A 25,303-nucleotide genomic window follows, 5' to 3' on the forward strand; every position below is an offset into this window, starting at 1 on the left:
TCCCCTCCGGGAACAGAAGGACGTACATGAACCGGAGCGGGGCGGCGGGCGGCTCGGCCGACGGAACACTCGCGCGCGGGGCCGCCGCCGGGAGCCCGGTGCCCACCGGCGGCGCGGCCCGTGAGCTGCTCGCGCGGGCGGAGCGACTCCTGGAGAGCGCCCGTGCCGTGCCGGCGGACCGGGCGAACGCCGTGGCCGCCGTACGTTCCGTTCTCGATCCGCTCCTCGACGCCCTGGTGGGCGGGGAGTTGACCCATATCCCCGTCTCCCGGCTCAAGGACGTCACGGAGGGGCGGCTGCGTCTCGGGGCGCTGGAGCAGGCCGGGTTCGGCACGGTCGGGCAGGTCCACGGCACGGACCGCTACGCGCTGCGGCAGATCCCCGGGGTCGGGGCGCACACCGCCGACCAGGCGCTGGCGGCCGCCGGGCAGATCGCCCACGCGGTGCGCGACACCGTCTCGGTGCGGATCGACGTGGACGCGCCGGACGACACGAGCACCGCGCTGGTGATCGCCCTGCACCGGCTGGTCGTGGCCGGTGCGGACGCGCGCCGCGCGGTGGACGCGGCCCGGCGGCTGGCCGAACTGCTGGGCCCCCGGGTGGAGACGGCCGCACCGGGCGGGAGCCGGCTGCGGATGCTGGTCGCCGGGCGGCGGTCCCGGGCGCGGGTGCGGGAGGCGCTCGACGCGGTGCGGTCGGCCGTGGCGGACGCGGTGGAGCGGGAGCTGCCGGTGCTCTTCGCGCAGGCGTCGGCCGACCTGCTGCGCTCCCCGGCGTCGCCCGCCGAGGCCTGGGTGGACTTCGAGCTGCGGTCCGCCGAGTACTACAGCCTCCTCGCCGAGCTGTCGGGCAGCGGCCCCGACCGGGATGCCGCCGAGGGGTTCCTGCCCGCCGGGATCGCGGACCGGGTGCGGGCCCTGCGGCTCGACGACACGCGTCTACGGGTGTCCCTGCGCGGCTACCAGGCGTTCGGGGCACGCTTCGCACTGGCGCAGAAGCGGGTGATCATCGGGGACGAGATGGGCCTCGGCAAGACCGTCCAGGCCATCGCGGCCCTCGCCCATCTCGCCGCCCGGGGCGAGACCCACTTCCTCGTGGTGTGCCCGGCGAGCGTGCTGATCAACTGGACCCGGGAGATCCGGGCCCGCTCCACCCTGCGGGCCGTTCCGGTGCACGGGGCGGAGCGCGTGGAGGCGTTCGCGGACTGGCGTGAGGCGGGCGGGGTGGCGGTGACCACCTTCGACGCGCTGCATCTGCTGCCCGAGGGGGCGGCGGCTCGGGTACGGCCCGGCATGCTCGTGGTGGACGAGGCCCACTTCGTGAAGAACCCCGAGGCCCGCAGGTCCCGGGCGGTCGCGGGCTGGGCGGAGCGGGTGGAGCGGGTGCTGTTCCTGACCGGCACCCCGATGGAGAACCGGGTGGAGGAGTTCCGCAGTCTGGTGCGCCAACTGCGGCCCGAACTGGCGCCGTCGGTGAGCACGACGCACGGCGCGGCCGGTTCGCGGGCCTTCCGCCGGGCCGTCGCCCCCGCCTATCTGCGCCGCAACCAGGTGGACGTGCTGGCCGAACTCCCGGCGCTGGTCCAGGTGGACGAGTGGGAGGAGTTCGGGGCCGAGGACCGGGAGGCGTACCGCGAGGCGGTCGCCTCCGGGCGGTTCATGCGGATGCGCCGGGCCGCCTACGCCGTGCCCGGGACTTCGGCCAAGCTGGAGCGGCTGCGTGAACTCGTCGACGAGGCACGGGAGACCGGCCTGAAGGTGGTCGTCTTCTCCTACTTCCGCGAGGTCCTCGCGGCGGTGGGCGACGCGCTGGGTACTGACGCCTTCGGGCCGCTCTCCGGGAGCGTCCCGCCGGCCCGGCGGCAGGAGATGGTCGACGCCTTCTCCGCCGTGGAGGGGCACGCGGTGCTGCTGAGCCAGATCCAGGCGGGCGGCACCGGGCTGAACATGCAGGCCGCCTCCGTGGTCATCCTGTGCGAGCCGCAGATCAAGCCCACGCTGGAGCACCAGGCCGTCGCCCGCGCGCACCGGATGGGCCAGGTGCGCACGGTCCAGGTGCACCGGTTGCTGGCCACGGACAGCGTCGACCAGCGCCTGGTGGAGCTGCTGGCCCGCAAGGACCGGCTCTTCGACGCGTACACCCGGCGCAGCGATCTCGCGGAGACCACCCCGGACGCGGTGGACGTCTCCGATGCCGACCTGGCCCGGCGCATCGTCGAGGAGGAGCAGCAGCGGCTGGCGGGCGAGACCGGCCTGCCGTGACCGGGCCCGCCCCCTCCGCGGGCCCCGTGACGGACGGGGTCAGTGCTGGTGCTCCCCCGCACCCGCCCCGGCGTCCTTCGCGGCGGCCTTGTCCGCGCCCTTCTTCTCGGCCTTGTCGCCAGTCTTCTCCCCGGCCTTCTTGTCGGCGGATCCGGCCGTGTGGTGGTGGGGTTCGTAGCCCGGGATCGTGCCGTCCGGCTTCTTGATCAGCAGCAGTCCCGCCATCCCCATGTCGGAGTGGCTCTGGACGTGGCAGTGGTACATCCACGCGCCCGCGCCCACGCGTTCGCCCGCGATGATCTGGAGGCCGAAGGAGTCGGCGGGGCCGCAGATCTTGTTGTCGATGACCCGGCTGGGGTCGTCGGGGCCGGTGAGGATGCCGGTGCGGTTGTCCGCCCAGCGGTGACCGTGGATATGGAAGGTGTGGTAGTACTCGCCGTGCGTGATCATCACGAATTCGAGCCGGTCACCCACCGTGGCCTCGAAGTTGACGCTGTTGTGTGCCGTCTTGTTGTTGATCATCATGTCGTTGAAGACGACCGTGCACGTCTGGTCGGGCAGGATGTCGCCCTTGCGGCGGACCACGACCGGCCCGTACAGCCCCTTGCGGATACCGCCCGTGCCGTGGTCCGTGCCGACGACATGGTCGTGGTAGTGCCAGTAGCCCGCGCTGCCCGGCTCGTAGGTGCCGTCCTTGCGGCGGCCCGGGGCGTGGGTGCGCCAGGTGTAGGTCCGGGTGCCGCCGGGTTCGACGTGGCTCTTGTTCATCCGGGTGCCGTCGTTGGCGATGTCGTAGTCCACGCCGTGCACATGGAGGCTGGCGTCGACATCGGTGAGGTTCTCGAACTCGATGTGGACCGTGTCGCCCTCGTTCAGCTCGATGAGAGGGCCGGGGATCGACGCCTTGCCCTTCTCGAAGCCGTAGCCCAGCTCGCCGTTCGGCAACTTCTCGGCGTACATCTTCAGTCGGCGGGTGACGCCGCCCGCCGGGGCCGTACGCGGCGGGTTCTCGGCCGAGCTCGCCTCCACCGCCCCGAGCGACAACGATGTCACTCCCGTCGCGGCGGCCGCCGCGCCACCGACCAGCATCCGCCGGCTGAAGGTCCTTCGGTCCATGTCGAACTCCCCACTGCGATAAGGAAACTGGCGAAGCCGCCGGTACGGGACGGCACTCCCGGGATCCCCGGAACGGGCCACACCGTAGCCGGGGCACCTCCGTTTATCCACACTCAGGACAAAGTTCGTGCGATTGCTGCCGTACCTATTGGCGGACCACGAAAAGAGGTCTAGCTTCGTGCGCTGTCGCAGTGAATCAAGAGTTGCTGAAGCGTTCTGACGCAGAGTGAGCAAGCCACAGTCACCGAGAGGTGCAGTGACCACAGAGGGGTGGGTGACCACATGCAGCGCGCATCACATCACCGGTCCAGATCACGACGCGGCCTCGCGGCGGCCGTGGCGGCCGGCGCACTGACCGTGTCCATGCTGGGCGGCGGAGGCCCGGCCAGCGCGGACCAGTCGCCGGACCGGGCCCTGGTCGAGAAGATGGCGACAACGTTGTCCCTGCCGTCGCCGCCGGGCGCGAAGAACCAGGTGAAGGTGCTGGTCTTCCACGCGTCGGCGGGCGACGAGGCTCCGTACACCGACGCCGGGATCGCGGCGATCGAGAAGATCGGGCTGTCCGGCCCGGAGGCCCAGCGGTACACCACCGTGGCCACGGACGACCCGAAGGTCTTCACCAACGGCAAGCGGCTCGGCTCCTTCCACGCCGTCGTCTTCCTGACCGGCGGGGGCGACGTCCTCGACCCGGAGCAGGAGGCGGGCCTGGAGGCGTACATGGAGGCGGGCGGCGGCTTCCTCGGCATCCATGACGCGGCGCGCACCGAGCCGTACTCCGACTGGTTCACCGGTCTGGTCGGGGCCCGTCCGTCGGCGAAGAGCCCGGCGTCCGTCCAGCGGGCGACCGTGGAGATCGGGGACCGGGTCCACCCGGCCACCAAGAGCCTGCCGTTGGAGTGGAAGCGCCCCGACAAGTGGCTGAACTGGACGAAGAACCCGTCCGGTGACGTCCACACCGTGGCGCGCGTACGGGAGTTGACGTACAAGCCGGGCGAGGGCGCCAACGGCTGGGACCACCCGGTGTCCTGGTGCCGTGACTACGACGGCGGCCGGTCCTTCTACACCGCGATGGGCGGTACGGCGGACAGCTTCGCGGAGACCGACTTCCGCGACCATCTGCGCGGTGCGCTCTCCTGGACGAACCGTACCTCGCAGGCCGACTGCAAGGCGACGATCACCTCGAACTACACCGCCGAGCGGGTCACCCAGCCCAACCAGCCGGGCCAGAACGACCAGATCGGCGAGCCGCACGGCATGGTGACCGCGCCGGACGGGCGGGTCTTCTACATCGGGCGCGGCGGGGCCGACAGCTCCCAGCCGGTCGTCATCGACTGGAACAACCCGAACATCGGCAAGGGCAAGGGCGAGATCCACGTCTACGACCCGAAGACCAAGAAGGTCACCCTGGCCGGCGCGCTGGACGTCTTCGGCAACAAGGGCGGCGGCGACGAACTGGTCAAGAACGAGGAGGGGTTGCTCGGCATCGAGCTGGACCCCGACTTCGCGTCCAACGGCTGGGTCTACCTGCACTACACGCCGCACGCGAAGATCGACCGTGACAAGCGCATGGCGACCCGTCAGGTCTCGCGCTTCACCTTCGACTCCGCGACCGGCAAGCTGGACCTGGCGTCGGAGAAGGTGCTGCTGGGCTGGCCGGTGCAGATCAACAGCTGCTGCCACGCGGGCGGCGGGATGGCCTGGGACTCGAAGGACAACCTGTACATCGCGACCGGCGACAACAACTCCTCGGGTTTCAGCGACGGTTACTCCGGCAACAACCCGCAGCCGAACTACAAGGGCGTCTCCTTCGCCGACGCGCGGCGCACCGCGGGCAACACCAACAACCTCAACGGGAAGATCCTGCGGATCCACCCCGAGGACGACGGCACGTACACCCTGCCCTCCGGCAACCTCTTCACCGGCAAGGAGCCGGACGAGGGCGGCGGCAAGACGCGCGGCGAGATCTATGTGATGGGCGTGCGCAACCCGGCCCGGATCTCGATCGACCCGTCGACGGACACGCTGTACGCGGGCTGGGTCGGCCCCGACGCGGGCTCGCCGTCCACCACCTGGGGTCCGGCGAAGTACGACACGTTCGCCGCGATCACCAAGGCGGGCAACCACGGCTGGCCGTACTGCATGGGCAACAACCAGCCCTACCGCGACCGCAATCTGCCGGACCCGACGAAGCCGCTGGGCTGGTACGACTGCAAGGCCCCGAAGAACGAGTCGCCGAACAACGACGGCCTGGTCAAGCTGCCGCCGGTGACCCCGAACACCATCTGGTACTCGCCGCAGGGCGGCGGGGTCGACTACCCGCGCGACGCCAACGGCGTACCGAGCTACAAGCCGGAGGAGGGCAAGCAGCTGCTGCCCTGGCTCAAGGGCGGCGGTCAGGCCACGATGAACGGCCCGGTCTACCGCTACGACGCGCAGAGCGAGTCCACCGCCAAGTGGCCGGCCTACTGGGACGGCAAGTGGTTCGTCGGTGACTTCTACGACGACACGCAGCCCCGGCACGCCGTGATCACCGACCCGAAGACGGTCGGCAAGGGCGGACTGCCCACACACGCCGAGTCGTTGAAGAAGATCATCCCGGTCGGGGCGGACGGCATCCGCAATCTGATGGACTGGAAGTTCGCGCCGGACGGTTCGCTGTACGTCCTGGACTACGGGCGGGGCTTCTTCACCTCCGACTCCAAGTCCGCGCTGTGGCGCGTGTCGTACAAGGGCGGCGGCGCGACGCCGGCCGCCGCGGATCTCGTCGGGAAGGCGGCGGCGAAGTGAGACACCATCCCTACCTCGCACGCAGGCGGCATCGTCCGCGGAGTTTCTGGGTGGCCCTGCTGGCCTCCCTCCTGATGGTCCTCGGGCTGACCTCGACGGCCGCGTACGGCAAGGGCGGCGACGCTCCCGAGGCCATGGCCGCCGACCAGGTGCTCACCTGGACCGCGGGCGACCCGATCGACCGCTATCTGTCCGCGCCGAAGACGGCCGTGGCCGGCAAGGCGACGATCGTCTTCGAGAACAGCACGGCGACCGGCAACACGACGAGCATGCCGCACACGCTGACGTTCAGCGTGTCGGACCCGGAGTTCAACAACGACGTCCAGCTGAACATCCTGGCCAACCCGGGTGACTCCGAGGGCGGCAAGCACAGCGTGGAGGTCACGCTGTCGCCCGGCCGGTACTTCTACCACTGCACGATCCCCGGCCACGGCATGATGCAGGGCATCCTGACCGTCACCGAGGGCGGTGGCGGCGAGGACGCCGAGGCTCCCGCGACCTCGGCGAAGGTCGACGGCGACCAGAACGGCGACGGCGCGTACATCGGCCAGGCATCGGTGACCGTCGAGGCCACCGACGAGGGCTCCGGCGTCGACACCGTCGAGTACGCGCTCGGGGCCGACGGCGAGTGGCAGCCGTACACCGCGCCCGTCGTGGTGAACGAGGTCGGCGACCACACGGTCCGCTACCGGGCCACCGACAAGGCGGGCAACGCCGCCGAGGAGAAATCCGTCGACTTCGCGGTGGCGGCCCCGCCGACCGACGACGAGACACCGCCGGAGACCTCGGCGACCGTCACCGGCGAGAAGGACGACGCGGGCGCGTACCTGGGCATGGCCACGGTCACCGTGACCGCGTCCGACACCGGGTCCGGCGTCAACACCATCGAGTACGCGCTCGGCGCGGCCGGCGAGTGGAAGCCGTACACCGCTCCGGTGATGGTCCACGAGGTGGGCGAGCACACCGTCCGCTACCGGGCCACCGACCGGTCGGGCAACGTCGCGGACGAGAAGTCCGTCGCGTTCACCGTGGTCGAGCCGCCGTCGCAGGACCAGACGGCCCCGGAGACCTCGGTGAAGGTCGAGGGCGACAAGAACAGCGACGGCGCGTTCATCACCAGCGCCAAGGCGACCGTCACCGCGACCGACGACGACTCGGGCGTGGACAAGGTCGAGTACAGCCTCGACGGCGGACCGTACCTCGCGTACACCACCCCGGTGATCGTCGACCGGGTCGGCCACCACACGATCGCCCACCGGGCGACGGACAAGGCGGGCAACACGTCCGGGGCGAAGAAGGCGTCGTTCACCATCGCCCAGGGCGGCGGCGTTCCCGCGCCGAACTGCGCGGAGTTCGACGAGCGGCACACCGTCTTCGTCGGCACGGTCGACACGGGTGTCCCGAACCGGATCACCCGTAACCGCTGCACGATCAACGAGCTGATCGAGGACGAGAAGGACTGGTCCTCCCACGCCCTGTTCCTCAAGCACGTGACGACGGTCCTCGACAAGCTCAAGGCCGACGGCGTCATCGACCAGCGCGAGCGCAAGGCGATCAACCAGGCCGCCAAGAAGTCGGGCATCGGCAAGCCGGGCCAGTCCGAGGGCTACACCAAGCTCTTCGACGGCACGGCGGCCTCGCTCGCCAAATGGGAGCAGGTCGGCGGCGGCAAGTTCGAGCTGAACGAGGAGGAGGGCTCGATCACCAGCTCCACCGAGGTGGAGGGGATGGGCATGCTGTGGCTGCCGAACCGGGCCTACGGCGACTACTCGCTGAAGCTCCAGTGGCGGGACGACGCCCCGGGCTCGGGCAACGCCAACGGCGGGGTCTTCGTCCGCTTCCCGAAGGTCCACGACCACCCGGAGGAGTCGCGTCCGGAGTGGGTCGCCATCAAGTACGGCCATGAGATCCAGGTCAACGACCGGCCGGACGGCGACATGTACAAGACCGGTTCGGTGTACGGCTTCGACCGGGTGGGTCTCGGCGGCGCCGGGGTCACGCCCAAGGGCACCTGGAACGACTACGAGATCAAGGTGGTCGGCCAGCACTACGAGATCTACCGCAACGGTGTCCTGATCAACGAGTTCGACAACACCGGCGGTCAGCTCTTCGAGCCGCCGCGGGGCGACGACCCGGGCACCGACGGCCGGCGGTTCGCCTCCGGTTACATCGGGCTCCAGGTGCACGGCGTCACCGACGTCATCTCGTACCGCGACATCCGCATCAAGGAGCTGTAAGCCGTGCGATAACCCGTAAGGAGAAGCTCTCAGGTGGCCGCGGCCGCATGCTCCGGCGTGCGGGCGCGGCCACCTGGGTGTCGGTGCCGCCACACCCAGAAGACCGTGCAGGAGACCAGCGCCCAGGCGGCGAGGACCAGGTACGGGAAGACGAACTGGTGGCCCTGGTAGTAGACGGCGGTGTGCTGGGCGTTGACGGAGGCCCCCGGCGGCAGCCAGCGGCCGATGTGGCCGAGCGCGGAGGGCAGCAGCGGCCAGGACACCGCCCCGCCGGACGACGGGTTGCCGAGCAGCACCATGACGCCCCAGGTGGGGATCATCGCCCAGCGGCCCATCAGGGTGTTGAACATGGTGAAGACCATGCCGGAGGTGAACATGGTGAACGCCAGGATCAGCCAGGACTGGACGAACGGCAGGTCGACCGCCCCGAGCCACCAGTCCACGGCCGCAGCGATCGCGAAGCCGCCGAGCAGGGCGTAGGCGACGGTGAAGGCGATGCGCTCGGCCGGGTTGAGGCCGTGGGCGTGCACGCTGAGCTGGATCGCGCCGAGGAAGCCCATGATGACGGCGGCCAGCGAGATGTAGAACAGGGCGAGCCCGCGCGGGTCGCCCCGCTGGAGCGGCTTGACGTCCCGCACGGTGACCTCGACACCGGTGGCGTCCCCGACCTCGATCCCCGCCTTGCCGAGCAGCTCGGCCACCGAGGCGCCCGAGGCTCCGGCCACGTCGAGCGCCACCCCGTCGTCCGACGCTCGGACGATCGTGAAGACCTTCTGTTCGTCCAGGGCGCGGCGGGCGTCGGCGACGTCCGGGTAGTCGTGGAGTTCGAGCGAGGCGCCGAGGGCCTTCTCCATCCCCGCGACGAACGCCTCGCCGCGCTCCACCTCCGGCTGGGTGACCAGGGCCGCCGGGATCCGGTGCGGGGTGGGGTTCGCCATCGCGTACGTGTAGGAGCCGGCGAAGAGTCCGGCCGCGGCGGCGACGATGAGGACGAGGACGGTCGCGGGGAGGAACGGGCTGTTCTTGTACGCCTCCCAGCGCTCGCGGAGGGTGAGCGGCCGCCCGTGCGCCCCGTGCCTCTCGCTGCTTCCGCTCACGCGGGGTCCTCGTCGTCGTGGCGGGCGCGGCTGGGCTGGACGCGCTTGGGCTCGCCGGGCATCTTCGGGTACTCCGGCGGGTAGGGCATGTCGCCGAGCCCGCGTTCCTTCTCGTCCCGGTCGGCCAGCTCCAGCAGCCCGTCGAGCCGGAATGCCTCCTGGTCCATGTCCGCGTGGACGTCGCCGAGTTCGGCGTAACGCACCGGGAGGGTCCGGATGTCGAAGTCGCGGGGTTCGGCATCGTCGATCTCGTCCCAGCGCAGCGGTGCGGAGACCGGGGCGTGCGGGAAGGGGCGTACGGAGTAGGCGGAGGCGATGGTGCGGTCACGGGCGGTCTGGTTGAAGTCGACGAAGATCCGCTCGCCGCGCTCCTCCTTCCACCAGGCGGTCGTCACCCGCTCGGGCATCCGCCGCTCCAGCTCGCGCCCGGCGGCGATCGCGGCGCGCCGCACCTCGACGAAGGTCCAGGCGGGCTCGATGGGCACGAAGACGTGCATCCCGCGTCCGCCGGAGGTCTTGGGCCAGCCGCGTACGCCGTGGTCCTCCAGGACGGAGCGCAGCTCGTGGGCAGCGGTGACGGCGTCGGCGTAGTCGGTGCCGGGCTGCGGGTCCAGGTCGATGCGCAGTTCGTCCGGGTGGTCGGTGTCCCCGGCCCGCACCGGCCAGGGGTGGAAGGTGAGGGTGCCGAGGTTGGCGGCCCAGATCACGGCGGCGAGCTCGGTCGGGCAGATCTCGTCGGCCGGACGGCCGCTCGGGAAGGCGATCCGGGCGGTGGGAATCCACTCGGGGAGGTTCTTCGGGGCGCGCTTCTGGTAGAAGAAGTCGCCCTCGACCCCGTCCACGAAGCGCTGGAGCGTGGTCGGCCGGTGGTTCAGGGCACGGGTGATCCCGGGGCCGACGGCCAGGAAGTACTCGGCCACGTCCCTCTTGGTGTAGCCCTTCTCCGGGAAGTACACCTTGTCCGGGTTGGACAGCCTCACGGCCCGTCCGCCCGCGTCCAGCTCCACCGCTGCTCCCATGTCGGCCACCGTAGGCCGGTCGCACATATGCCGCACATCGGGCGACATGGGTGGGTGCGGGGTCCAGAATCGGGCCATGGACCTGCCGGTGATGCCGCCCGTGAAGCCGATGCTCGCCAAGTCGGTGGCCAAGATCCCGCCGGGCATGGCGTACGAGGCGAAGTGGGACGGCTTCCGGGCGATCGTCTACCGGGACGGTGACGAGGTCGAGATCGGCAGCCGTACGGGCAAGTCCCTGACCCGTTACTTCCCCGATCTGGTGGACGCCGTGCGGGACAACCTCCCGCCGCGCTGTGTGATCGACGGGGAGATCGTGATCGCCCACGAGGGGCGGCTCGACTTCGAGCGGCTCAGCGAGCGCATCCATCCGGCGGACTCCCGGGTGCGGATGCTCGCCGAGCAGACCCCGGCGAGCTTCATCGCCTTCGACGTCCTCGCGGTCGATGACACCTCTCTGTTGAGCACCCCGCAGGCGGACCGGCGGGCCGTGCTGACGGCCGCCCTCTCCGGCGCCTCCGCGCCCGTGCTCCTCGCCCCGTCCACCACGGACATCGAGGTCGCCCGGGAGTGGTTCGACCGGTACGAGGGGGCCGGGCTCGACGGGATCGTGGCCAAACCGCTGGATCTGCCGTACCGGCCCGACACCCGCGCGATGTACAAGATCAAGCACGAGCGGACCGCCGACGTCGTGGTGGCCGGCTACCGCGAGCACAAGAGCGGCCCGGTCGTCGGCTCGCTCCTGCTCGGCCTGTACGACGCCGGTGGCGTGCTCCAGCACGTCGGGGTCTGCGCGGCCTTCCCGATGAAGCGGCGCGCCGAGCTGGCCGAGGAACTCGCTCCGCTGCGCTGCGAGTTCGCCGAGCACCCGTGGGGCGCCTGGGCGGACGCGGCGGCGCACGAACAGTCCCGGCTGCCGGGGACCCAGAACCGCTGGACGGGCAAGAAGGACCAGTCCTGGGTGCCGCTGCGCCCGGAGCGGGTCTGCGAGGTGGCCTACGACCACATGGAGGGTGACCGGTTCCGGCACACCACCCAGTTCCGCCGGTGGCGTCCGGACCGGTCCCCCGCGAGCTGTACGTACGCGCAGTTGGAAGAGGTCGTCTCCTACGATCTCGCGGAGGTGCTGGCGGGGGGCTGAACCCGCGGCCGCGGGCATGGACGGCGGTCCCGGGGGCACGTTCCGGTGCGGGGGAGGGCCCACCCGCGGCGGGTGGGCCCTCCCCCGCACCGGTGGGCGACGAGGCGAGCGGGGAGACCAGGGCGATGACCGAAGGACCGGGGACCGATCCGGCGGAGCTGCTGAAGGGGCTGACCGTGGACGGCAGCCGTCCCGAGCAGCCCGTCCTGCTGGACGACCGTGGCCGCCCGATCGAGACGTGGCGGGAGAACTACCCGTACGACCGACGGGTCCGGCGCAAGGAGTACGAGCCGGCCAAGCGCGTCCTCCAGATCGAACTGCTCAAGCTCCAGCGCTGGGTCCGCGAGAGCGGGCAGCGGCTGGTGGTCCTGTGCGAGGGGCGGGACGCGGCGGGCAAGGGCGGAACCATCCAGCGCTTCACCGAGCGGCTGAATCCGCGTGGCGCACGTGTGGTCGCCCTGGAGAAGCCCACCGAGCGCGAGAGCGGCCAGTGGTACTTCCAGCGCTACGTGGCCCAGCTCCCGACGGCCGGGGAGATCGTCTTCTTCGACCGTTCCTGGTACAACCGGGCCGGTGTGGAGCGGGTGATGGACTTCTGCACCACGGAGCAGTACGAGCACTTCCTGCGCCAGGCCCCGCAGTTCGAGCGGATGCTCGTCGAGGACGGTGTGCTGCTGGTGAAGTTCTGGTTCTCGGTCTCCCGCAGCGAGCAGCGGACCCGGTTCGCGATCCGGCAGGTCGACCCGGTCCGCCAGTGGAAGCTGTCGCCGACCGACCTGGCGTCGCTCGACCTGTGGGACGAGTACACGGCCGCGAAGGTGGAGATGTTCCGGGCCACGGACACCGAGTACGCCCCGTGGACCGTGGTGAAGAACAACGACAAGAAGCGCGGCCGGCTGGAGGCGATGCGCAGCCTCCTGTCACGGTTCGACTACGACAGCAAGGACGAGAAGACCGTCGGTAACCCGGACCCCCAGATCGTCGGCCCGGCGGACACCCTGCTGGAGCCGGGCGAGGAGCGGGCGGACCTCTCGCCCACGCCGCTGACCGGCCGGGCGCACGGGCCGGGCGACCATCCCGGCCAGGATTGAGCCGGGCCTTTTCCGCCACGGGGCTGATAAAGGGGGCTCCTCCACCAGCAGGTGGAGGAGCCCCCTTTATCAGTCCTTCTCCGCGCCCGAAAAGCGGAATGCGTCAGGCGTTGATCTTTTCCAGATCCACCACGTCCTCGGCGGCGGGCTTCTGGGCGTCAACCTCTTTGTTGTAATCGCTCAGCACCGTCTCGCTCGGCGTATCGCCGCCCTCGGAAACCGCCTTGAGGACATAGGGTTCGCCCTCGGTGGCCACGTACATGGTGATCTTCTCGCCGTTCTCCTGCTTCTTCTCCAGGATCAGCGCGGGCTTGCCGTCGACCTCCGTGGTGTCGCCCTTCTTCATTCCCTTGCGCTCGGACTTGTCGCTGTCCAGCATGGCCAGGGCGGCCTGTTTGTCGCACATTCCCTCCGTGCCGGACTGCGCCGGGTCGGAGGCCACCCACTTGCCCTGCACCTGCTTGACCACCTCTTCGGTGCCGGGCTTCCCCTTCAGCGTGTTCTGCCAGAACTTCTCGTCGCCCCGCACATAGACGCTCTGCCCGACCTGGAGGACATCGGCCTTGGCGCCCCGTCCGGTCATGGTGCCCGTGCAGTGGTCCTGGTCGTCGACATGGAAGTCGATGCCGATCTCGTTGCCACCGGGCTGCTGCGCCTTTCCGGCGATCCGCAGGGATTTCGCGTCACGCGTCGCCTTGATCGCGTCCGCAGCGATGGTGTCCGCACTCTTTCCGTCGAACGCTTCATCGGATCCTCCACCGCCGCACCCCACCAGCGCCGTTGCCCCCAGAGAAACCGAAACCGCAGCCAGGATGACCTTCTTCATCGCATTCCCTCCCTGAAATGGTGAGGGCCTCCCCGGGCCCTCATGAGCCCGGGTACCCAGCGGATGAAGAAAGTCACTCACCTTTTTCCCGCCGTCCTTTTCCGGCGGCTCCGGGAGCGAAGTGGAATTCAGCCCTCCCGGCCGACTGGAGGGAATGGGCGTGACTCAGACCGCGGCTTCCTCCCCCGGTACGCACGGGTCGTCAGGCTCGTCCTGGCCGCCCGGGGCCGTATCGGACGGCAAGGGGTCCGCGGGGGACGGGGACGGCGTTTCGCCCGGGCAGCCCGGGTCGGTCCCACCGGGGTCGGGCGGCGTGGTGGGCCCGGTCGGATCGGGGCTGGGGCCGGGGTCGGTCGGATCAGGGCTGGGGCCCGGGTCGGTCGGGTCGGGGCTGGGGCTCGGACCGGGGTCGGTGGGTCCGGGGCCCGGGTCCGTCGGGTCGGGGCTGGGGCTCGGGGAGCCGGGGCCCGTCGGGCGGGGCGTGGGGGTCGGGCTCGGCGGCCTGCTCGGCTGCGGGCCGACGACGACGCCTCCGTCGTCCTTGCCGGGACGCTCCGGAGCACCGGGACCGCCGACCGGCGCCTTGGGCCGGGTCTTCCCGCCCGGGCCGGGGCTGCCCGGGAGGACGCCCTCGCCGTCGGCGACCGGGTGGCTGCCGTTGCGGTAGAACTCCAGCCAGGACAGCACCGTCCGCAGATAGGTGTCGGAGCGGTTGTAGCTGAGGATCGCCCGGTCCAGGTCGGAGCGGCGGGTCAGATCGCGCGGCCCGGCGCAGAGGTAGTGCCCGGCGGCGAGCGCCGCGTCGTAGATGTTGTCCGGGTCCTTCCGGCCGTCGCCGTTGCCGTCCGCGCCCCAGGCCGCCCAGGTGGACGGGATGAACTGCATCGGTCCGACGGCCCGGTCGTAGGTGCCGTCACCGTCGTACGCCCCGTCGTCCGTGTCCCGGATCAGGGCGAAGCCGTTGCCGTCGAGCGCGGGGCCGAGGATGGGGGTGAGGGTCGTCCCGCGCGCATCGACCCGCCCGCCGGACGCCTGGCCGGACTCGACCTTGCCGATCGCCGCGAGCAGCTGCCACGGCAGACCGCACCCCGGGTCGCTGCGGCCCACCGCGCTCTCGGCCTTGCGGTAGGCGGCCAGGACGGTGGCCGGGATGCCCGCCTCCGACCAGGCGCGGGCCACGAGGGGGTTCGGCTTCTTCCCGGGCTTCAGGGGTGCGGGCGGCTTCGGGGACCGCAGCGGCGGCAACTCGGTGTGGTAGACGTCGTCGCCCGGCACCTCGGTCCACACCACGTCGTCGGAGGCCGCCGCCTTCCCCTTCCGCGGCTCGGGCAGGGCGAGCCCCGGGGCCTGGGAGGCGGTGAGCGCGGTCATCGCGGCGACGGCGGTGGCCGTGGTGCCGAGCCGGCGGCGCACCGTGCGGTGGAAGCTCATGCGGATTCCCTTCGCTCAGCGGGTGAACGTGTCGATGGCGGCGATCAGCCAGGTGTCGCCGCGGCGGACGGCGTCCACGGCGAACATGGCCGCCGCGTAGGTCGTCTCCTCGTCCTTGCCCGTACGGGTGTTGCTCTGGTCGGCGAAGACCAGCAGCCGGGCGCGGTCGCCGTCGAGGAACTCGACCCCGCTCCCGGTGACGGTGGTGGTCAGGACGAGCTTCTGCTCCGGGGCCTGCTCCCGTACGTCGGCGAGCATGTCCTTGTGCTGCTGCACGGCCCGGCCGGTCAGATAGGTGCTCGCCGCACGCTCGGACCGGGCGGGCGAGGCGTAGTCGTAACTGAACACCGCGCCGACCGCCTCGCTGATCCGGCCCTTCACCTCGCTGGTGCGGCCGATGTCGGTGAGCGCGGCGTTCTGCCGGGCGGGCTCGTCGCGGAGACTGCTCGCCGAGGCGAACGCCCAGACGGCGACGGCCCCGAGAAGCACGGTGAGCGCGCAGAGCACGGCGGGCAGCGTGATGCGGAGGCGGGCGGCCCGGGCCCGGGGAGCTTCGTCCGTGGGGCTGTCGTCAGCGGCGTCAGGCGCGGCTTCCACGGCGTCAGCGGCGTCGGGCGCGCTGTCGTCAGCGGCGTCCAGCTCGGCTTCGACGGTGTCGGGCTCTCCGTAGGCCGGTTCCGTCCCCGTTCCCGCCGTACGGGAAGGGGTCGTGGCCAGCCGGCGTCGGCGGTTGACGAGGTGACGGGTCGTCGACATGGGTGGGTCCTCTCCGGGGCGTGCGGGGTGGGTGGGGTGCGGCGCGAGGTCAGCCGGCCGTGGAGCCGACGGGCGCCTGGCCCAGCGCACTGAGCTTCCACCCTCCGGCCGTCCTGGTGAGGGTGCCGAGCAACCGGCTCTCCTTCACCGCCGGTTCGCCCTCGGGCGCGGTCACGGTGACCCGTAGGGCGACCATCACCCCTGCCCGTCCCGCCCGTTGGTCCAGTTCGGTCACCGCGCCGGAGAGGACCTTCGCCGTGCTCACCGTCTTCGCCTCGGCGATCTGGCGGGCGAAATCGTCCCGTCCGTCGACTAGTTGGCGGTGCAGGTCGCCGGTGGTGGACTGCTCCCAGCTGTCGAGCCCCTGCTCCAGCGCCTTGTGGTCCAGGGTGTTCATGTTCTGCACCGCCTGCTCCCCCGCCGCCAGCGCGTCGTCCCGCGCCTGCGCGAAGGACGCCGCGTCGTCGTGCGAGGCCTCGTAGCGCTGCCAGCCGCCCCAGCCCGCCGCGCCGGCCGCGCAGACCACCAGGGCCAGGGCGGCGAGCAGGAGTGGGTTCCTCGTCCCGGTCGTCCCACCGCTCTCGGTGTTCACTGTCGCCGTTCGCCGCCGTTCCATGTGCTGCCTCTCCCCTGTCTGCCGAACCGGGCCTGTGCGCCATCGCCTCCGGGTCGCCGTCATGTGGAGCCGATCTCGACGATCCACCAGCGTCCGTCGCGCAGTTCGGCGGTCACCGTGAGCTGCGCGGAGGCGGTGGTGGGGGTGCGGCCCCGGCGTTCGTAGACCTGGTCGAGGAAGACCAGGAGGTGGGCGCTGTCATCGGTCAGCCGGGTCACGCCGGCCCGGACGACCTCGGTGGTGAGCGTCAGCTTCTGGTCGGCGGACTGCCGCTCGACCTGGCCGAACAGCGTCGCGTACTGCTGGAGCGCCTTGCCCGCCAGGACCCTTTCTGCTGCCGCCCTGGTGCCGGCGGTGGCCCCGGGACCGTACGAGAAGACCTTGCTGAGTGCGCTGCTGACATCGCCGGTGACGCGGGTCGTCGCCTCCGCGTCGGTGAGCGCCAGGTTCGCCGTGGCCGGGGTGTCGCGCAGCTGGCGCCCTTCGGCGTACAGGGCGCCGCCCGTGGCGATGAGCGCGACCGTCAGCAGGGCGCCGAGGACGCGCGGCCACCGGCGGCGGGACACGTCCGCGCCGACTTCCGGGTCCGGCGTGCCCGTTCGGGCCTCCTCGGCCTCGGGGTCGAGGGCGGCATCGCTGCTCACCGTCGTCGTTGCTCCGCTCGCGCTCATCGGCCGCCGCCCGTCCCTATCGCCGTGAGTGCCTTGACCTTCCAGCCGTCGGCCGTACGGGCGAGGGTCGCCCCGAACCGCTTGCGCTGGGTGCCGGAAGCGCCGGAGCGCGGAGTGACCTCGACGTCCACGGTGGCGATCAGCTCCGCCGTACCGGTGCGCTCGTCCAGTGCGGTGAGCGCCGCCGACGTGACTTTGCCCCGGGCCGTGTCGCCCGCCGTCGTGAGGGACTTCGCGTCGGCCTTACGGGTCCGCGCCAGTTCGTCGTGGAGCGGACCGGTGGAGGAGTCCAGCCAGGCCCGTAACCCGTCGTCGACCCGCTGCGCGTTCTCGCCGTCCAGGCTGTTCAGCGTCGCGAGGTGCCGCTTGCCCTCGGCCAGGGCCGTGTCGCGGGCCTTCGCGTGGGACAGGGAGCGGTCGCCGCGCGCCTGCCCGTACGACCAGGCCCCCAGGCCGCAGACCAGGGCGGCGACGAGGAGGACGGCCCAGCCGCCCAGGTGCCGGGTCCGGGGGGTCATGAGCCGCCTCCCAGGCCCAGCAGCCCGGCCATGCCCTCGGCCGGCGGCTGGGAGGTCGCGGCTGCCCCGTCCACGGCTCCGGGCAGCTTCATCGAGCCCGGGACGGCGGGTTTCGGCACCGGGCCGCCCTTGGGGGCGTTGGCGCTGCCCCGGACGTTGATGCCGGTGCCGGGTGAGGACGTGCAGCGGGCGGCGGTGTTCACGGCGGGCCCGGCCGAGGTGTTGAGCCCGTTGCGGTAGACCGTGCCGCCGTAACCGGCGGTGCAGGGCAGCGGTTCGAAGAAGGTGACGGACATCCCGAACCGGGCGCCGTCGTCGTCGACCGCGCTCGCCCCGGCGGCGGCGACGGCGGGAAGTTTCACGAGGAGTTCCTCCAGGCCGCGTTGGCGGGTGACGGCCACTTCCGATGTGGTGAGGAGGTTCGCGACGACGACGCCGAAGGCCGGGTCCACGTCGCGCAGCAGTCCGCTGATCTGGACGGCGGCGTCCGGGGTGGTCGCGATGAGGCGGCGCAGGTCGGCGTCGGAGCCCTTGAGTTCGGCGGCCAGTTCCTTCGCGCCCCTGGCAAAACCCTTGAGCGCCTTGCCCTGTTCGGCCTGGGTGCGCAGGACCTGCTCACCGTCGGCCATCAGCCGGGTCGTGACCGGCAGGGCCTGGTCCGCCGCCTCGATGAAGTCGCCGCTGGTGTCCAGGAGGACCTGGAGGTCGTCGCCGCGCCCTTCGAAGGCGGCCCCGAACTCCTCGACGACGGTCCGCAGGCTCTCCAGGTTCACCGAGCTCGCCAGGTCGTCGACGCTGGTGAGGACGTCGGTGGGGGGTGCCGGAATGGTGGTGTCGGCTTCGTCGATGACCGAGCCGTTGCCCAGGAAGGGGCCCTCCGTCCGGGTGGGCCGCAGGTCGACGTACTGCTCGCCGACCGCCGAGAGGTTCGCCACGACGGCCGTGAGGCTGTCCGGGATCCGCGGGGCGTCCTTCTCGATCCGCAGCTCGGCCTCGACACCGTTCTCGGTCAGCTCGATGGGGCCGACGCGGCCCACGGAGACGCCCCGGTAGGTGACGTTGGAGTGGGTGTAGAGGCCGCCTGTCTGCGGGAGTTGGACCGTGACGGTGTAGTAGCTGCGCAATCCGACGTAGTGGCCGAGATCGGCGTAGCGGACACCCAGGTAGCCGAGGACGAGGACGGCGATGACGAGGAAGGCGAGGTTCTTCAGCCGGACGGCGAGGGTGATCACGGTGTCGCCTCCTTCGTGGTCTTCGGCGTACCCGACACGGCGGGCAGCGGGAGCGGGAGCGGCAGCGCGCCCTTGACCGACGCGGCGGCCGGTTCCTCTCCCTCTGCCGGGGGCTCGGGAATTCCCGGCGGGTCCGGGGTGAGGGCCGGGATGATCTGCGTCCCGGGCATGGCCGTCACGTCCAGGTAGACGTTGAGGTAATCGCCCTTGACGCCGCGCAGCACCTCGTCGGTGAAGGGGTAGGTCAGCAGCACCTGGAGCGAGTTCGGGAGGTCCTGGCCCGAGTCGGCGAGCGCCTTGAGGGTCGGGGCGAGCGCCTTGAGGTCGGCGATCATGTCGGCCTTGCTCCGGTTGATGGTGTCGACCGCGACCGTGGACAGGGTGTCGAGGGAGCGCAGCATGGTCAGCAGGGAGCCGCGCTGCTTCTCCAGGACTTTGAGTCCGGGGCTGAGCCCGGTGAGGACGGTGCCGACGTCCTGTTTGCGGGTGGCGAGGGTGGTGGCGAGCCGGTTGACGCCGTCGAGTGCCCGGGTGATGTCGCCCTTGTTCTCGTCCAGGTTGGTCACGAGGGTGTCGACCCGGTTGAGCACCGAGCGGATCTGCGGTTCCTGCCCGGCGAGCGCCTTGTTCAGCTCGGTGGTGATGGTCTTGAGCTGGTTGACCCCGCCCCCGTTGAGGAGCATGGACAGGGCTCCGAAGACCTCTTCGACCTCGGGGTTCCTGTTGGTGCGGGAGACGGGGATGCGGCCGGCGCTCGCGAGCGATCCGTGGGCGGTGCCCTCGGGGGGCGGGGCGAGCTGGATGAACTTCTCGCCGAGCAGGCTGGACTGTTCGAGCCGGGCGTAGGCGTTGGCGGGAAGCTCGACCTTGCCGTTGACCTGCATGGTGACCCGGGCCCGCCAGCCGTCCGGGGCGAGCGTGATCTTCGTGACGCGCCCCACCGAGACGTCGTTGACCTTGACCGAGGACTGCGGGGCGAGGCTGAGGACGTCGCCGAACTCGGCGGTGACCTCGTACGGCCGGTCGCCGAGGTCCGCGCCGCCGGGCAGCGGGATCTGCTCGATGCCGGTGAAGGAGGGGGCGTCGGGGCGGACCACGACCAGGGCGATCAGCGCGCCGGTGGCGAGCAGCGCGACCGCGCCGACGGCCGCCCGTGCGGCGGGTCTGCGCCGGTTCTCGTCGTTCATCGCTCAGCCCCCTTCTCCTCGTCGGTCCGGCCGGACGTGCCTGTCCTTCCGGCCTCGCCGGGCTTGCCGGGCTGCTTCTCGGGGGTGCCGTAGACCGTGCCGACCTCGGGCAGCGGCAGGACCGGCAGCGCCTTGCGGCGGGTCGCGTCGACGGGAGCGAGGCCGGTGAGCCGGCCTGCCGCTTCCGCGGCCCCGGGCTCCACCAGCGGTCCGCCCATGGACAGTTCGTTGAGGTTGGTCCGGCCGTTGAGAGTGCGGTGGGCCGGGTCGTAGGCGTTGAGGACGTTGCCCGCGGCGAGCGGCAGGGTGTCCATCGCCTCGGCGAGCGAGGCGCGCTGGTCGACGAGCGCCTGGGTGATCGGCACGAGGGCCTCGACGTTCTTCTTGAGCGAGCCGCGGTTCTTGGCGATGAAGGTCTTGACCTGGCCGAGGGCGGTGCCGAGCTCCTTGAGGGCGGCGCTGAGGTTCTTCTTGTCGTCGGCGAGGAAGGTGGTGACCGTGTTCAGCTGCTGCTCGGCGCTGCGGACGTTGCCGTCGTTCTTCTTGAGCATCGTGGTGAAGCTCTGGAGGTACTTCAGGGTGTCGAACAGGTCTCCGCTGCTCTTGTCGAGCGTCTTGGTGGCCTTGCCGAACTGCTCGATGGAGTCCCCGATGGCCTTGCCGTTCCCGTCGAGGTTCTTCGCCCCGGTGTCCAGGAGCCGGGCCAACGCCCCGTTCGCGTTCGCCCCGTCGGGGCCGAGCGCGGTGGACAGCTCGGTGATGGAGGCGTACAGCTCGTCGACCTCGACGGGGGTGGCGTTGCGGGCTGCGGGCAGCACCGCGCCGGCGGCGAGGCGGGGGCCGCCGTCGTAGGCCGGGGCGAGCTGGATGTAGCGGTCGGCGACGAGGCTGGGGGCGACGACGACGGCGTGGGCGTCCCGGGGGACGTCGATGCCCCGGTCGAGGCGCAGCACGACCTTCACCTCCTTGCCGCGCGGCTCGACGGAGTCGACGGTGCCGACCTTGACGCCGAGGATCCTCAGGTCGGATCCGGCGTAGACGCCGGTGGCCCGGTCGAAGTAGGCGGTGACGGTGGTCTTGCCGTCCTCCTCCAGGGCACTCACGCCGGTGGCGGCCACGACGGCGACGAGGGCGAGTCCGGCGCCGATGCCGGTGATGCGGGTGCGTCTCATGTCAGCGGCCCCCTTGCTGCCGGGGTGGCATGCATCCGGTCGCCGGGGGTGTGCCGGCGGGGAGGTAGTTCTTGGGCACGACGCCGCAGACGTAGTTGTCGAACCAGCGCCCGCTGCCGAGGGTGTTGCCGACGAGCCGGCTGTAGGAGCCGGTCGTGGCGAGGACCTTGTCCAGGCTCTTGCGGTTCTTCACCAGGACGGCGGTGACGCGGCCGAGGGAGGCCAGAGTCGGCCCGAGCTGCTTGTCGTTGTCCTTGACGAGTCCGGTGAGCTGGGTGCCGAGGTCGCGGGTGCCGGTGAGCAGCAGATGGATGGAGTCGCGGCGGGCCCGGATCTCGCCGAGCAGCAGGTTTCCGTCCTCCAGGAGCGTTTCGAAGCTGCTCTTCTTGCCGTCGAGGGTCTTCGTGAGCTTCTTGCTGCTGCTGAGCAGGGTGGCGAGCTGGGCGTCGCGTTCGGAGACCGTACGGGAGAGGGCGGAGAGCCCGTCGGCGGCGCTGCGGACGTGGGGCGGGGAGTCCTTGAAGGTGGCGGAGATCGTCTCGAAGCTCTTGGCGAGCTGGTCGGTGTCGATCTCGCCGATGGTCTCGCCGAGCCCGTTGAACGCCTGGGTGACGTCGTACGGGGAGGTCGTGCGGCTCGCGGTGATCCGGGAGCCGGGGTCCTGCGGGGCGTCGCCGAGGGGGTCGACGGCGAGGTACTTCTCGCCGAGCAGGGTCTTGATGGCGATGCCCACGGTGGAGGAGTCGCCGATCCAGGCGTCCTCGACCCGGAAGTCGACGCGGACCTTCGCGCCGTCGAGGGAGACGCCGGTGACCTCGCCGACCTTCACTCCGGCGATGCGCACCTCGTCGCCGTCGTCGAGTCCGGCGGATTCGGTGAAGTCGGCACTGTAGGAGGTGCCGTTGTCGACGAAGGGCAGGGAGTCGGCGCGCCAGGCGGTGAGGCCGACGAGGGCCAGGACGAGGAGCCCGACGACGGCGACGGCGACCGGGTTGCGTTCCCGGATGGGGGTGATGCTCATGCCAGGCACCTCGGTTGGGTGATCGCGATGCCGGTGGGCGGCTTGCTGCCGTCGTCGTGGGTCACGCCGCTGACCTTCGCTTCGCAGAGGTAGAGGTTGAGCCACGATCCGTAGGACGTCAGCCGGCTGATGGCCGCCATCTTGGCCGGGGTCTTCTGGAGGAAGTTCTCGATCTGCGGGGTGCCCTTCTCCAGCTGGCCGCTGAGGCGCCCGAGTTGGCGGATGTCGTCCTTGAGGGGCTTCCTGCCGTCCTGGAAGAGGTCGGCGGTGACGGTGGTGAGCGCGCCCATCGCGGTGATGGCCTCGCCGAGCGGTTTGCGGTCGCCGGAGAATCCGGTGACGAGCTTCTGGAGGGTGACGACGAGGTCGTCGAAGCCCTCCTCGCGGTCGTTGACCGTCTTGAGGACCGTATTGAGGTTCGTGATCACCTCGCCGATCACCTTGTCCTTCGCGGCGACGGTCGTGGTGAGCGAGCCGACGTGCCGCAGGATGCTGTCGACGGTGCCGCCCTCGCCCTGGAGGACCTGGACGATGGAGCCGGCGAGCTGGTTGACGTCGGGCGGCGACAGCCCTTCGAAGAGGGGCTGGAAGCCGTTGAAGAGCTGGGTGAGGTCGAGGGCCGGGGTGGTGCGGGAGAGCGGGATGGTGTCCCCGGGCGCGAAGGCCTTGCCGACGGGCCCGGGACCCCGGTCGAGGTCGACGTACCGCTGGCCGACCATGTTGAGGTACTTGATGGACGCGGTCACCGAGGCGGGGAGGTCGCGCCCCTTGCGTACGGCGAAGGCGACCTCGGCGACGCGCCGGTCGGCGAGCCGTACGGATTCGACCTGGCCGACCTTCACCCCGGCGATCCGGACGCTGTCGCCGGGGATGAGGCCGGTGGCGTCGGTGAACCGCGCCTTGTACGTGGTGGTGTCGCCGACGCCCGTGTTGGCGATGGAGAGCCCAAGGACGGTGGTGGCCAGGACGGTGACGACGATGAAGACGAGGGACTTGGCGATCGGTCCCGCGAGCGAGCGGCGTTTCACTTGAGCTTCACCTCCGCACCGCGGAAGGCCGGGCCGATGAGCACGCTGCTCCAGTCGGGCAGGTCGTCCGGCCGGACCTTCAGCGAGGGGGCGACCAGTTCGTTCACGAGCTGCGACTCCTGGGGCGAGTTGGGCAGTCCGAGCGCGGTGTCGGTGCCGTCGCCGCCGTCGCCCCGGGTGGGCGGGGGCGCGGTGACGTCGGCGGCCCGGCGGGTGTCGGCGGTCGGGGCGTGCTTGCCGACGTACGGCACCGAGTAGCACGTCGGGCCGCCCGTCGCGTTGTAGACCGGGGTGTCCCTTCCGGGGACGTATTTACCCTTCGAGGGAACGGACTTGACCGACACGTGCAGCCCCGGCTCGTCGGTTCCCTTGCCGAGCGCCTTGTCCATGGCGGGCACGAATCCGGCCATGGTGCGCAGGGTGCAGGGGAACGACTCGGCGTATTCGGCGAGGAGTTCGAGGGAGGGGCGGCTCGCGGCGGAGAGCCGGATGAGGTTGTCCTTGTTCTCCCGCAGGAAGGAGGTGACGTCCTGCGCGGCGGCCGTGGTGGTGCCGTGGAGAGCGGCGAGCCGCGCCTCCTCGTCGGCGAGGGTGGAGCTGGTGACCGTGGCGTCCCGCAGCGCGTCGAGGACGTCCGGCGCGGCGTCCGCGTACAGCGTGCTCACCTTGACGAGTTCCTTGATGTCGGCGTTGAGGGTGGGGAGTTGGGGGTTGAACTTCTTCAGGTGGTGATCCAGCGTGGTCAGCGTCTCGCCGAGGCGTTCACCGCGTCCCTCCAGCGCCTGGGAGACGGCGTTGAGGGTGGCGGAGAGCTTCTCGGGCTTCACGGCGGTCAGCAGCGGCAGGACGTTGTCGAGGACCTGTTCCAGCTCGATGGCGTTGCTGGAGCGGTCCTGCGGGATGACGGCCCCGGCCCGCAGGGTGGTGGCCGCGGGGATACGGGGCGGGACGAGTGCGACGAACCGCGCGCCGAAGAGGGTGGTCGGCAGCATCTGGGCGGTGACGTCGGCCGGGACCTGGCCGAGCTTGTCGCGGTCGATGGCCAGGGTGAGCCGGGCGCCGTCGCCGTCGGTGGCGATGGAGCGGACCTGCCCGATGACGACGCCGCGGAGCTTCACATCGGCGTTGGTGTGCATCTCGTTGCCGACCGATCCGGTGCGGACGGTGACGGTGGCGTCGTCGGTGAAGTCCTTCTCGTACACGGAGACCGAGACCCACACCAGGACGGCGGGCACCAGCAGGAAGGTGACTCCGGCCAGGCGGCGGCGGATGGTGCGGGTGCTGGATGTGCGCATCAGCCGGCCACCTTCACCGTCGTCGTGGCGCCCCAGATGGCGAGCGAGAGGAAGAAGTCGGTGACGCTGATGAGCACGATGGCGTTGCGTACCGAGCGGCCGACCGCCACCCCCACGCCGGCCGGGCCGCCGGTGGCGTGGAAGCCGTAGTAGCAGTGGGCGAGGATCACCAGCACGCTGAAGATCAGCACCTTGAGCACCGACAGCAGGACGTCCTGCGGGGAGAGGAAGAGATCGAAGTAGTGGTCGTAGGTGCCTGCCGACTGGCCGTTGAAGAAGATGGTGATCCAGCGGGAGGCGACGTACGAGGAGAGCAGCCCGATCGCGTACAGCGGGATGATCGCGACGACTCCGGCGATGATCCGGGTGGTGACGAGGTAGGGCATGGAGCGGACGCCCATCGCCTCCAGGGCGTCGACCTCCTCGTTGATCCGCATCGCGCCGAGTTGGGCGGTGAAGCCCGCGCCGACGGTGGCGGAGAGGGCGAGCCCGGCGACCAGGGGGGCGATCTCCCGGGTGTTGAAGTAGGCGGAGACGAACCCGGTGAAGGCCGAGGTGCCGATCTGGTTGAGGGCGGCGTACCCCTGGAGTCCGACGACCGTGCCGGTGAACAGGGTCATCGCGATCATGACGCCGATGGTGCCGCCGATGACGCCGAGTCCGCCGCTGCCGAAGGCGACCTCGGCCAGGAGTCGCTGGACCTCGCGCAGATAGCGGCGCAGGGTGCGGGGAATCCAGAGGAGTGCCCGTACATAGAAGGTGAGTTGATCGCCCGACCGGTCGAGCCAGTTCAGCATGGCCATC

At 70.9% G+C, this 25,303-nt stretch carries 21 protein-coding genes; 5 read left to right on the top strand and 16 right to left on the bottom strand.

The annotated features are described in order from the left end of the window. Positions 1–26 precede the first annotated feature (26 nt). Positions 27–2,261 (top strand): DEAD/DEAH box helicase, encoded by a 2,235-nt coding sequence (locus tag IE134_RS20965; protein ID WP_189431360.1) that lies wholly within the window; start codon positions 27–29, stop codon positions 2,259–2,261. Between the two features lie 39 nt (positions 2,262–2,300). Here IE134_RS20965 and IE134_RS20970 read toward each other — a convergent pair whose 3' ends face one another. After that, positions 2,301–3,377, bottom strand: a complete 1,077-nt coding sequence (locus IE134_RS20970; RefSeq protein ID WP_030711644.1) for a multicopper oxidase domain-containing protein — start codon at positions 3,375–3,377, stop codon at positions 2,301–2,303. 336 nt (positions 3,378–3,713) lie between these two features. Here IE134_RS20970 and IE134_RS20975 point away from each other — a divergent pair, with 336 nt between their 5' ends. Then, positions 3,714–6,164 carry a ThuA domain-containing protein gene (locus IE134_RS20975; protein WP_030711646.1) on the top strand — a complete coding sequence of 817 codons (2,451 nt, stop codon included), beginning with the start codon at positions 3,714–3,716 and terminating at the stop codon, positions 6,162–6,164. Further along, positions 6,161–8,401, top strand: a complete 2,241-nt coding sequence (locus IE134_RS20980) for an OmpL47-type beta-barrel domain-containing protein (protein WP_229823675.1) — start codon at positions 6,161–6,163, stop codon at positions 8,399–8,401. The genes IE134_RS20975 and IE134_RS20980 overlap by 4 nt, the downstream gene beginning before the upstream one ends. 29 nt (positions 8,402–8,430) lie before the next feature. Here IE134_RS20980 and IE134_RS20985 read toward each other — a convergent pair whose 3' ends face one another. Together IE134_RS20985 and ligD are read right to left on the bottom strand one after the other, a co-directional pair. After that, positions 8,431–9,498, bottom strand: coding sequence for an ABC-2 transporter permease (locus IE134_RS20985; protein ID WP_098894693.1), 1,068 nt, complete (start codon positions 9,496–9,498; stop codon positions 8,431–8,433). Next, entirely contained in the window at positions 9,495–10,517 is a 1,023-nt protein-coding gene (gene ligD / locus IE134_RS20990; protein WP_229823676.1) for a non-homologous end-joining DNA ligase, read from the bottom strand. The genes IE134_RS20985 and ligD overlap by 4 nt, the downstream gene beginning before the upstream one ends. Before the next feature lie 76 nt (positions 10,518–10,593). On the opposite strand from ligD, the gene IE134_RS20995 reads away from it, so the two are divergent. Together IE134_RS20995 and ppk2 are read left to right on the top strand one after the other, a co-directional pair. Beyond that, complete coding sequence (locus IE134_RS20995; RefSeq protein WP_030711659.1) at positions 10,594–11,655, top strand: ATP-dependent DNA ligase; 1,062 nt, start codon at positions 10,594–10,596, stop codon at positions 11,653–11,655. A gap of 125 nt (positions 11,656–11,780) precedes the next feature. After that, complete coding sequence (gene ppk2 / locus IE134_RS21000; protein WP_030711662.1) at positions 11,781–12,746, top strand: polyphosphate kinase 2; 966 nt, start codon at positions 11,781–11,783, stop codon at positions 12,744–12,746. A 103-nt stretch (positions 12,747–12,849) separates the two neighbouring features. Here the strand turns inward: ppk2 and IE134_RS21005 are convergent, their stop codons facing one another. The 13 genes from IE134_RS21005 to IE134_RS21065 all read right to left on the bottom strand — a co-directional run bounded on the left by IE134_RS21005 (position 12,850) and on the right by IE134_RS21065 (position 25,302). Next, positions 12,850–13,572, bottom strand: a complete 723-nt coding sequence (locus tag IE134_RS21005) for a hypothetical protein (protein ID WP_030711666.1) — start codon at positions 13,570–13,572, stop codon at positions 12,850–12,852. Positions 13,573–13,737: 165 nt separating this feature from the next. Continuing rightward, positions 13,738–15,003, bottom strand: a complete 1,266-nt coding sequence (locus tag IE134_RS21010) for a lytic transglycosylase domain-containing protein (protein WP_189431364.1) — start codon at positions 15,001–15,003, stop codon at positions 13,738–13,740. A 15-nt stretch (positions 15,004–15,018) separates the two neighbouring features. Continuing rightward, positions 15,019–15,759, bottom strand: coding sequence for a hypothetical protein (locus IE134_RS21015; protein WP_030711670.1), 741 nt, complete (start codon positions 15,757–15,759; stop codon positions 15,019–15,021). 49 nt (positions 15,760–15,808) lie between these two features. Further along, on the bottom strand, positions 15,809–16,375 hold the full coding sequence (locus IE134_RS21020) for an Rv1363c family protein (protein ID WP_050513656.1): 567 nt from the start codon (positions 16,373–16,375) through the stop codon (positions 15,809–15,811). A gap of 59 nt (positions 16,376–16,434) precedes the next feature. Continuing rightward, positions 16,435–17,019 (bottom strand): hypothetical protein, encoded by a 585-nt coding sequence (locus IE134_RS21025; protein WP_189431366.1) that lies wholly within the window; start codon positions 17,017–17,019, stop codon positions 16,435–16,437. A 23-nt stretch (positions 17,020–17,042) separates the two neighbouring features. Then, positions 17,043–17,564, bottom strand: a complete 522-nt coding sequence (locus IE134_RS21030) for a hypothetical protein (RefSeq protein WP_030711677.1) — start codon at positions 17,562–17,564, stop codon at positions 17,043–17,045. Beyond that, positions 17,561–18,796 (bottom strand): MCE family protein, encoded by a 1,236-nt coding sequence (locus IE134_RS21035; protein ID WP_098019696.1) that lies wholly within the window; start codon positions 18,794–18,796, stop codon positions 17,561–17,563. Before IE134_RS21035 ends, IE134_RS21030 begins: the two co-directional genes overlap by 4 nt. After that, on the bottom strand, positions 18,793–19,983 hold the full coding sequence (locus IE134_RS21040; protein WP_030711683.1) for an MCE family protein: 1,191 nt from the start codon (positions 19,981–19,983) through the stop codon (positions 18,793–18,795). The genes IE134_RS21035 and IE134_RS21040 overlap by 4 nt, the downstream gene beginning before the upstream one ends. Next, a complete protein-coding gene (locus tag IE134_RS21045) occupies positions 19,980–21,155 on the bottom strand; it encodes an MCE family protein (RefSeq protein WP_189431368.1) in 1,176 nt (391 codons plus the stop codon). Before IE134_RS21045 ends, IE134_RS21040 begins: the two co-directional genes overlap by 4 nt. 1 nt (position 21,156) lies before the next feature. Beyond that, positions 21,157–22,176 carry an MCE family protein gene (locus IE134_RS21050; protein ID WP_030711688.1) on the bottom strand — a complete coding sequence of 340 codons (1,020 nt, stop codon included), beginning with the start codon at positions 22,174–22,176 and terminating at the stop codon, positions 21,157–21,159. After that, positions 22,173–23,204, bottom strand: coding sequence for an MCE family protein (locus tag IE134_RS21055; protein WP_126932371.1), 1,032 nt, complete (start codon positions 23,202–23,204; stop codon positions 22,173–22,175). Before IE134_RS21055 ends, IE134_RS21050 begins: the two co-directional genes overlap by 4 nt. Next, positions 23,201–24,499: an MCE family protein gene (locus IE134_RS21060; protein ID WP_098019700.1), complete on the bottom strand. Its 1,299-nt coding sequence runs from the start codon at positions 24,497–24,499 to the stop codon at positions 23,201–23,203. The genes IE134_RS21055 and IE134_RS21060 overlap by 4 nt, the downstream gene beginning before the upstream one ends. Then, the gene (locus IE134_RS21065; protein ID WP_030711697.1) at positions 24,499–25,302 is read right to left on the bottom strand and encodes an MlaE family ABC transporter permease; all 804 of its coding nucleotides are present in this window, start codon (positions 25,300–25,302) and stop codon (positions 24,499–24,501) included. The genes IE134_RS21060 and IE134_RS21065 overlap by 1 nt, the downstream gene beginning before the upstream one ends. Position 25,303 lies beyond the last annotated feature (1 nt).

Origin of the sequence: Streptomyces rubiginosohelvolus, assembly GCF_014649875.1 — a bacterium.
In the GTDB taxonomy this organism is placed as follows: domain Bacteria; phylum Actinomycetota; class Actinomycetes; order Streptomycetales; family Streptomycetaceae; genus Streptomyces; species Streptomyces rubiginosohelvolus.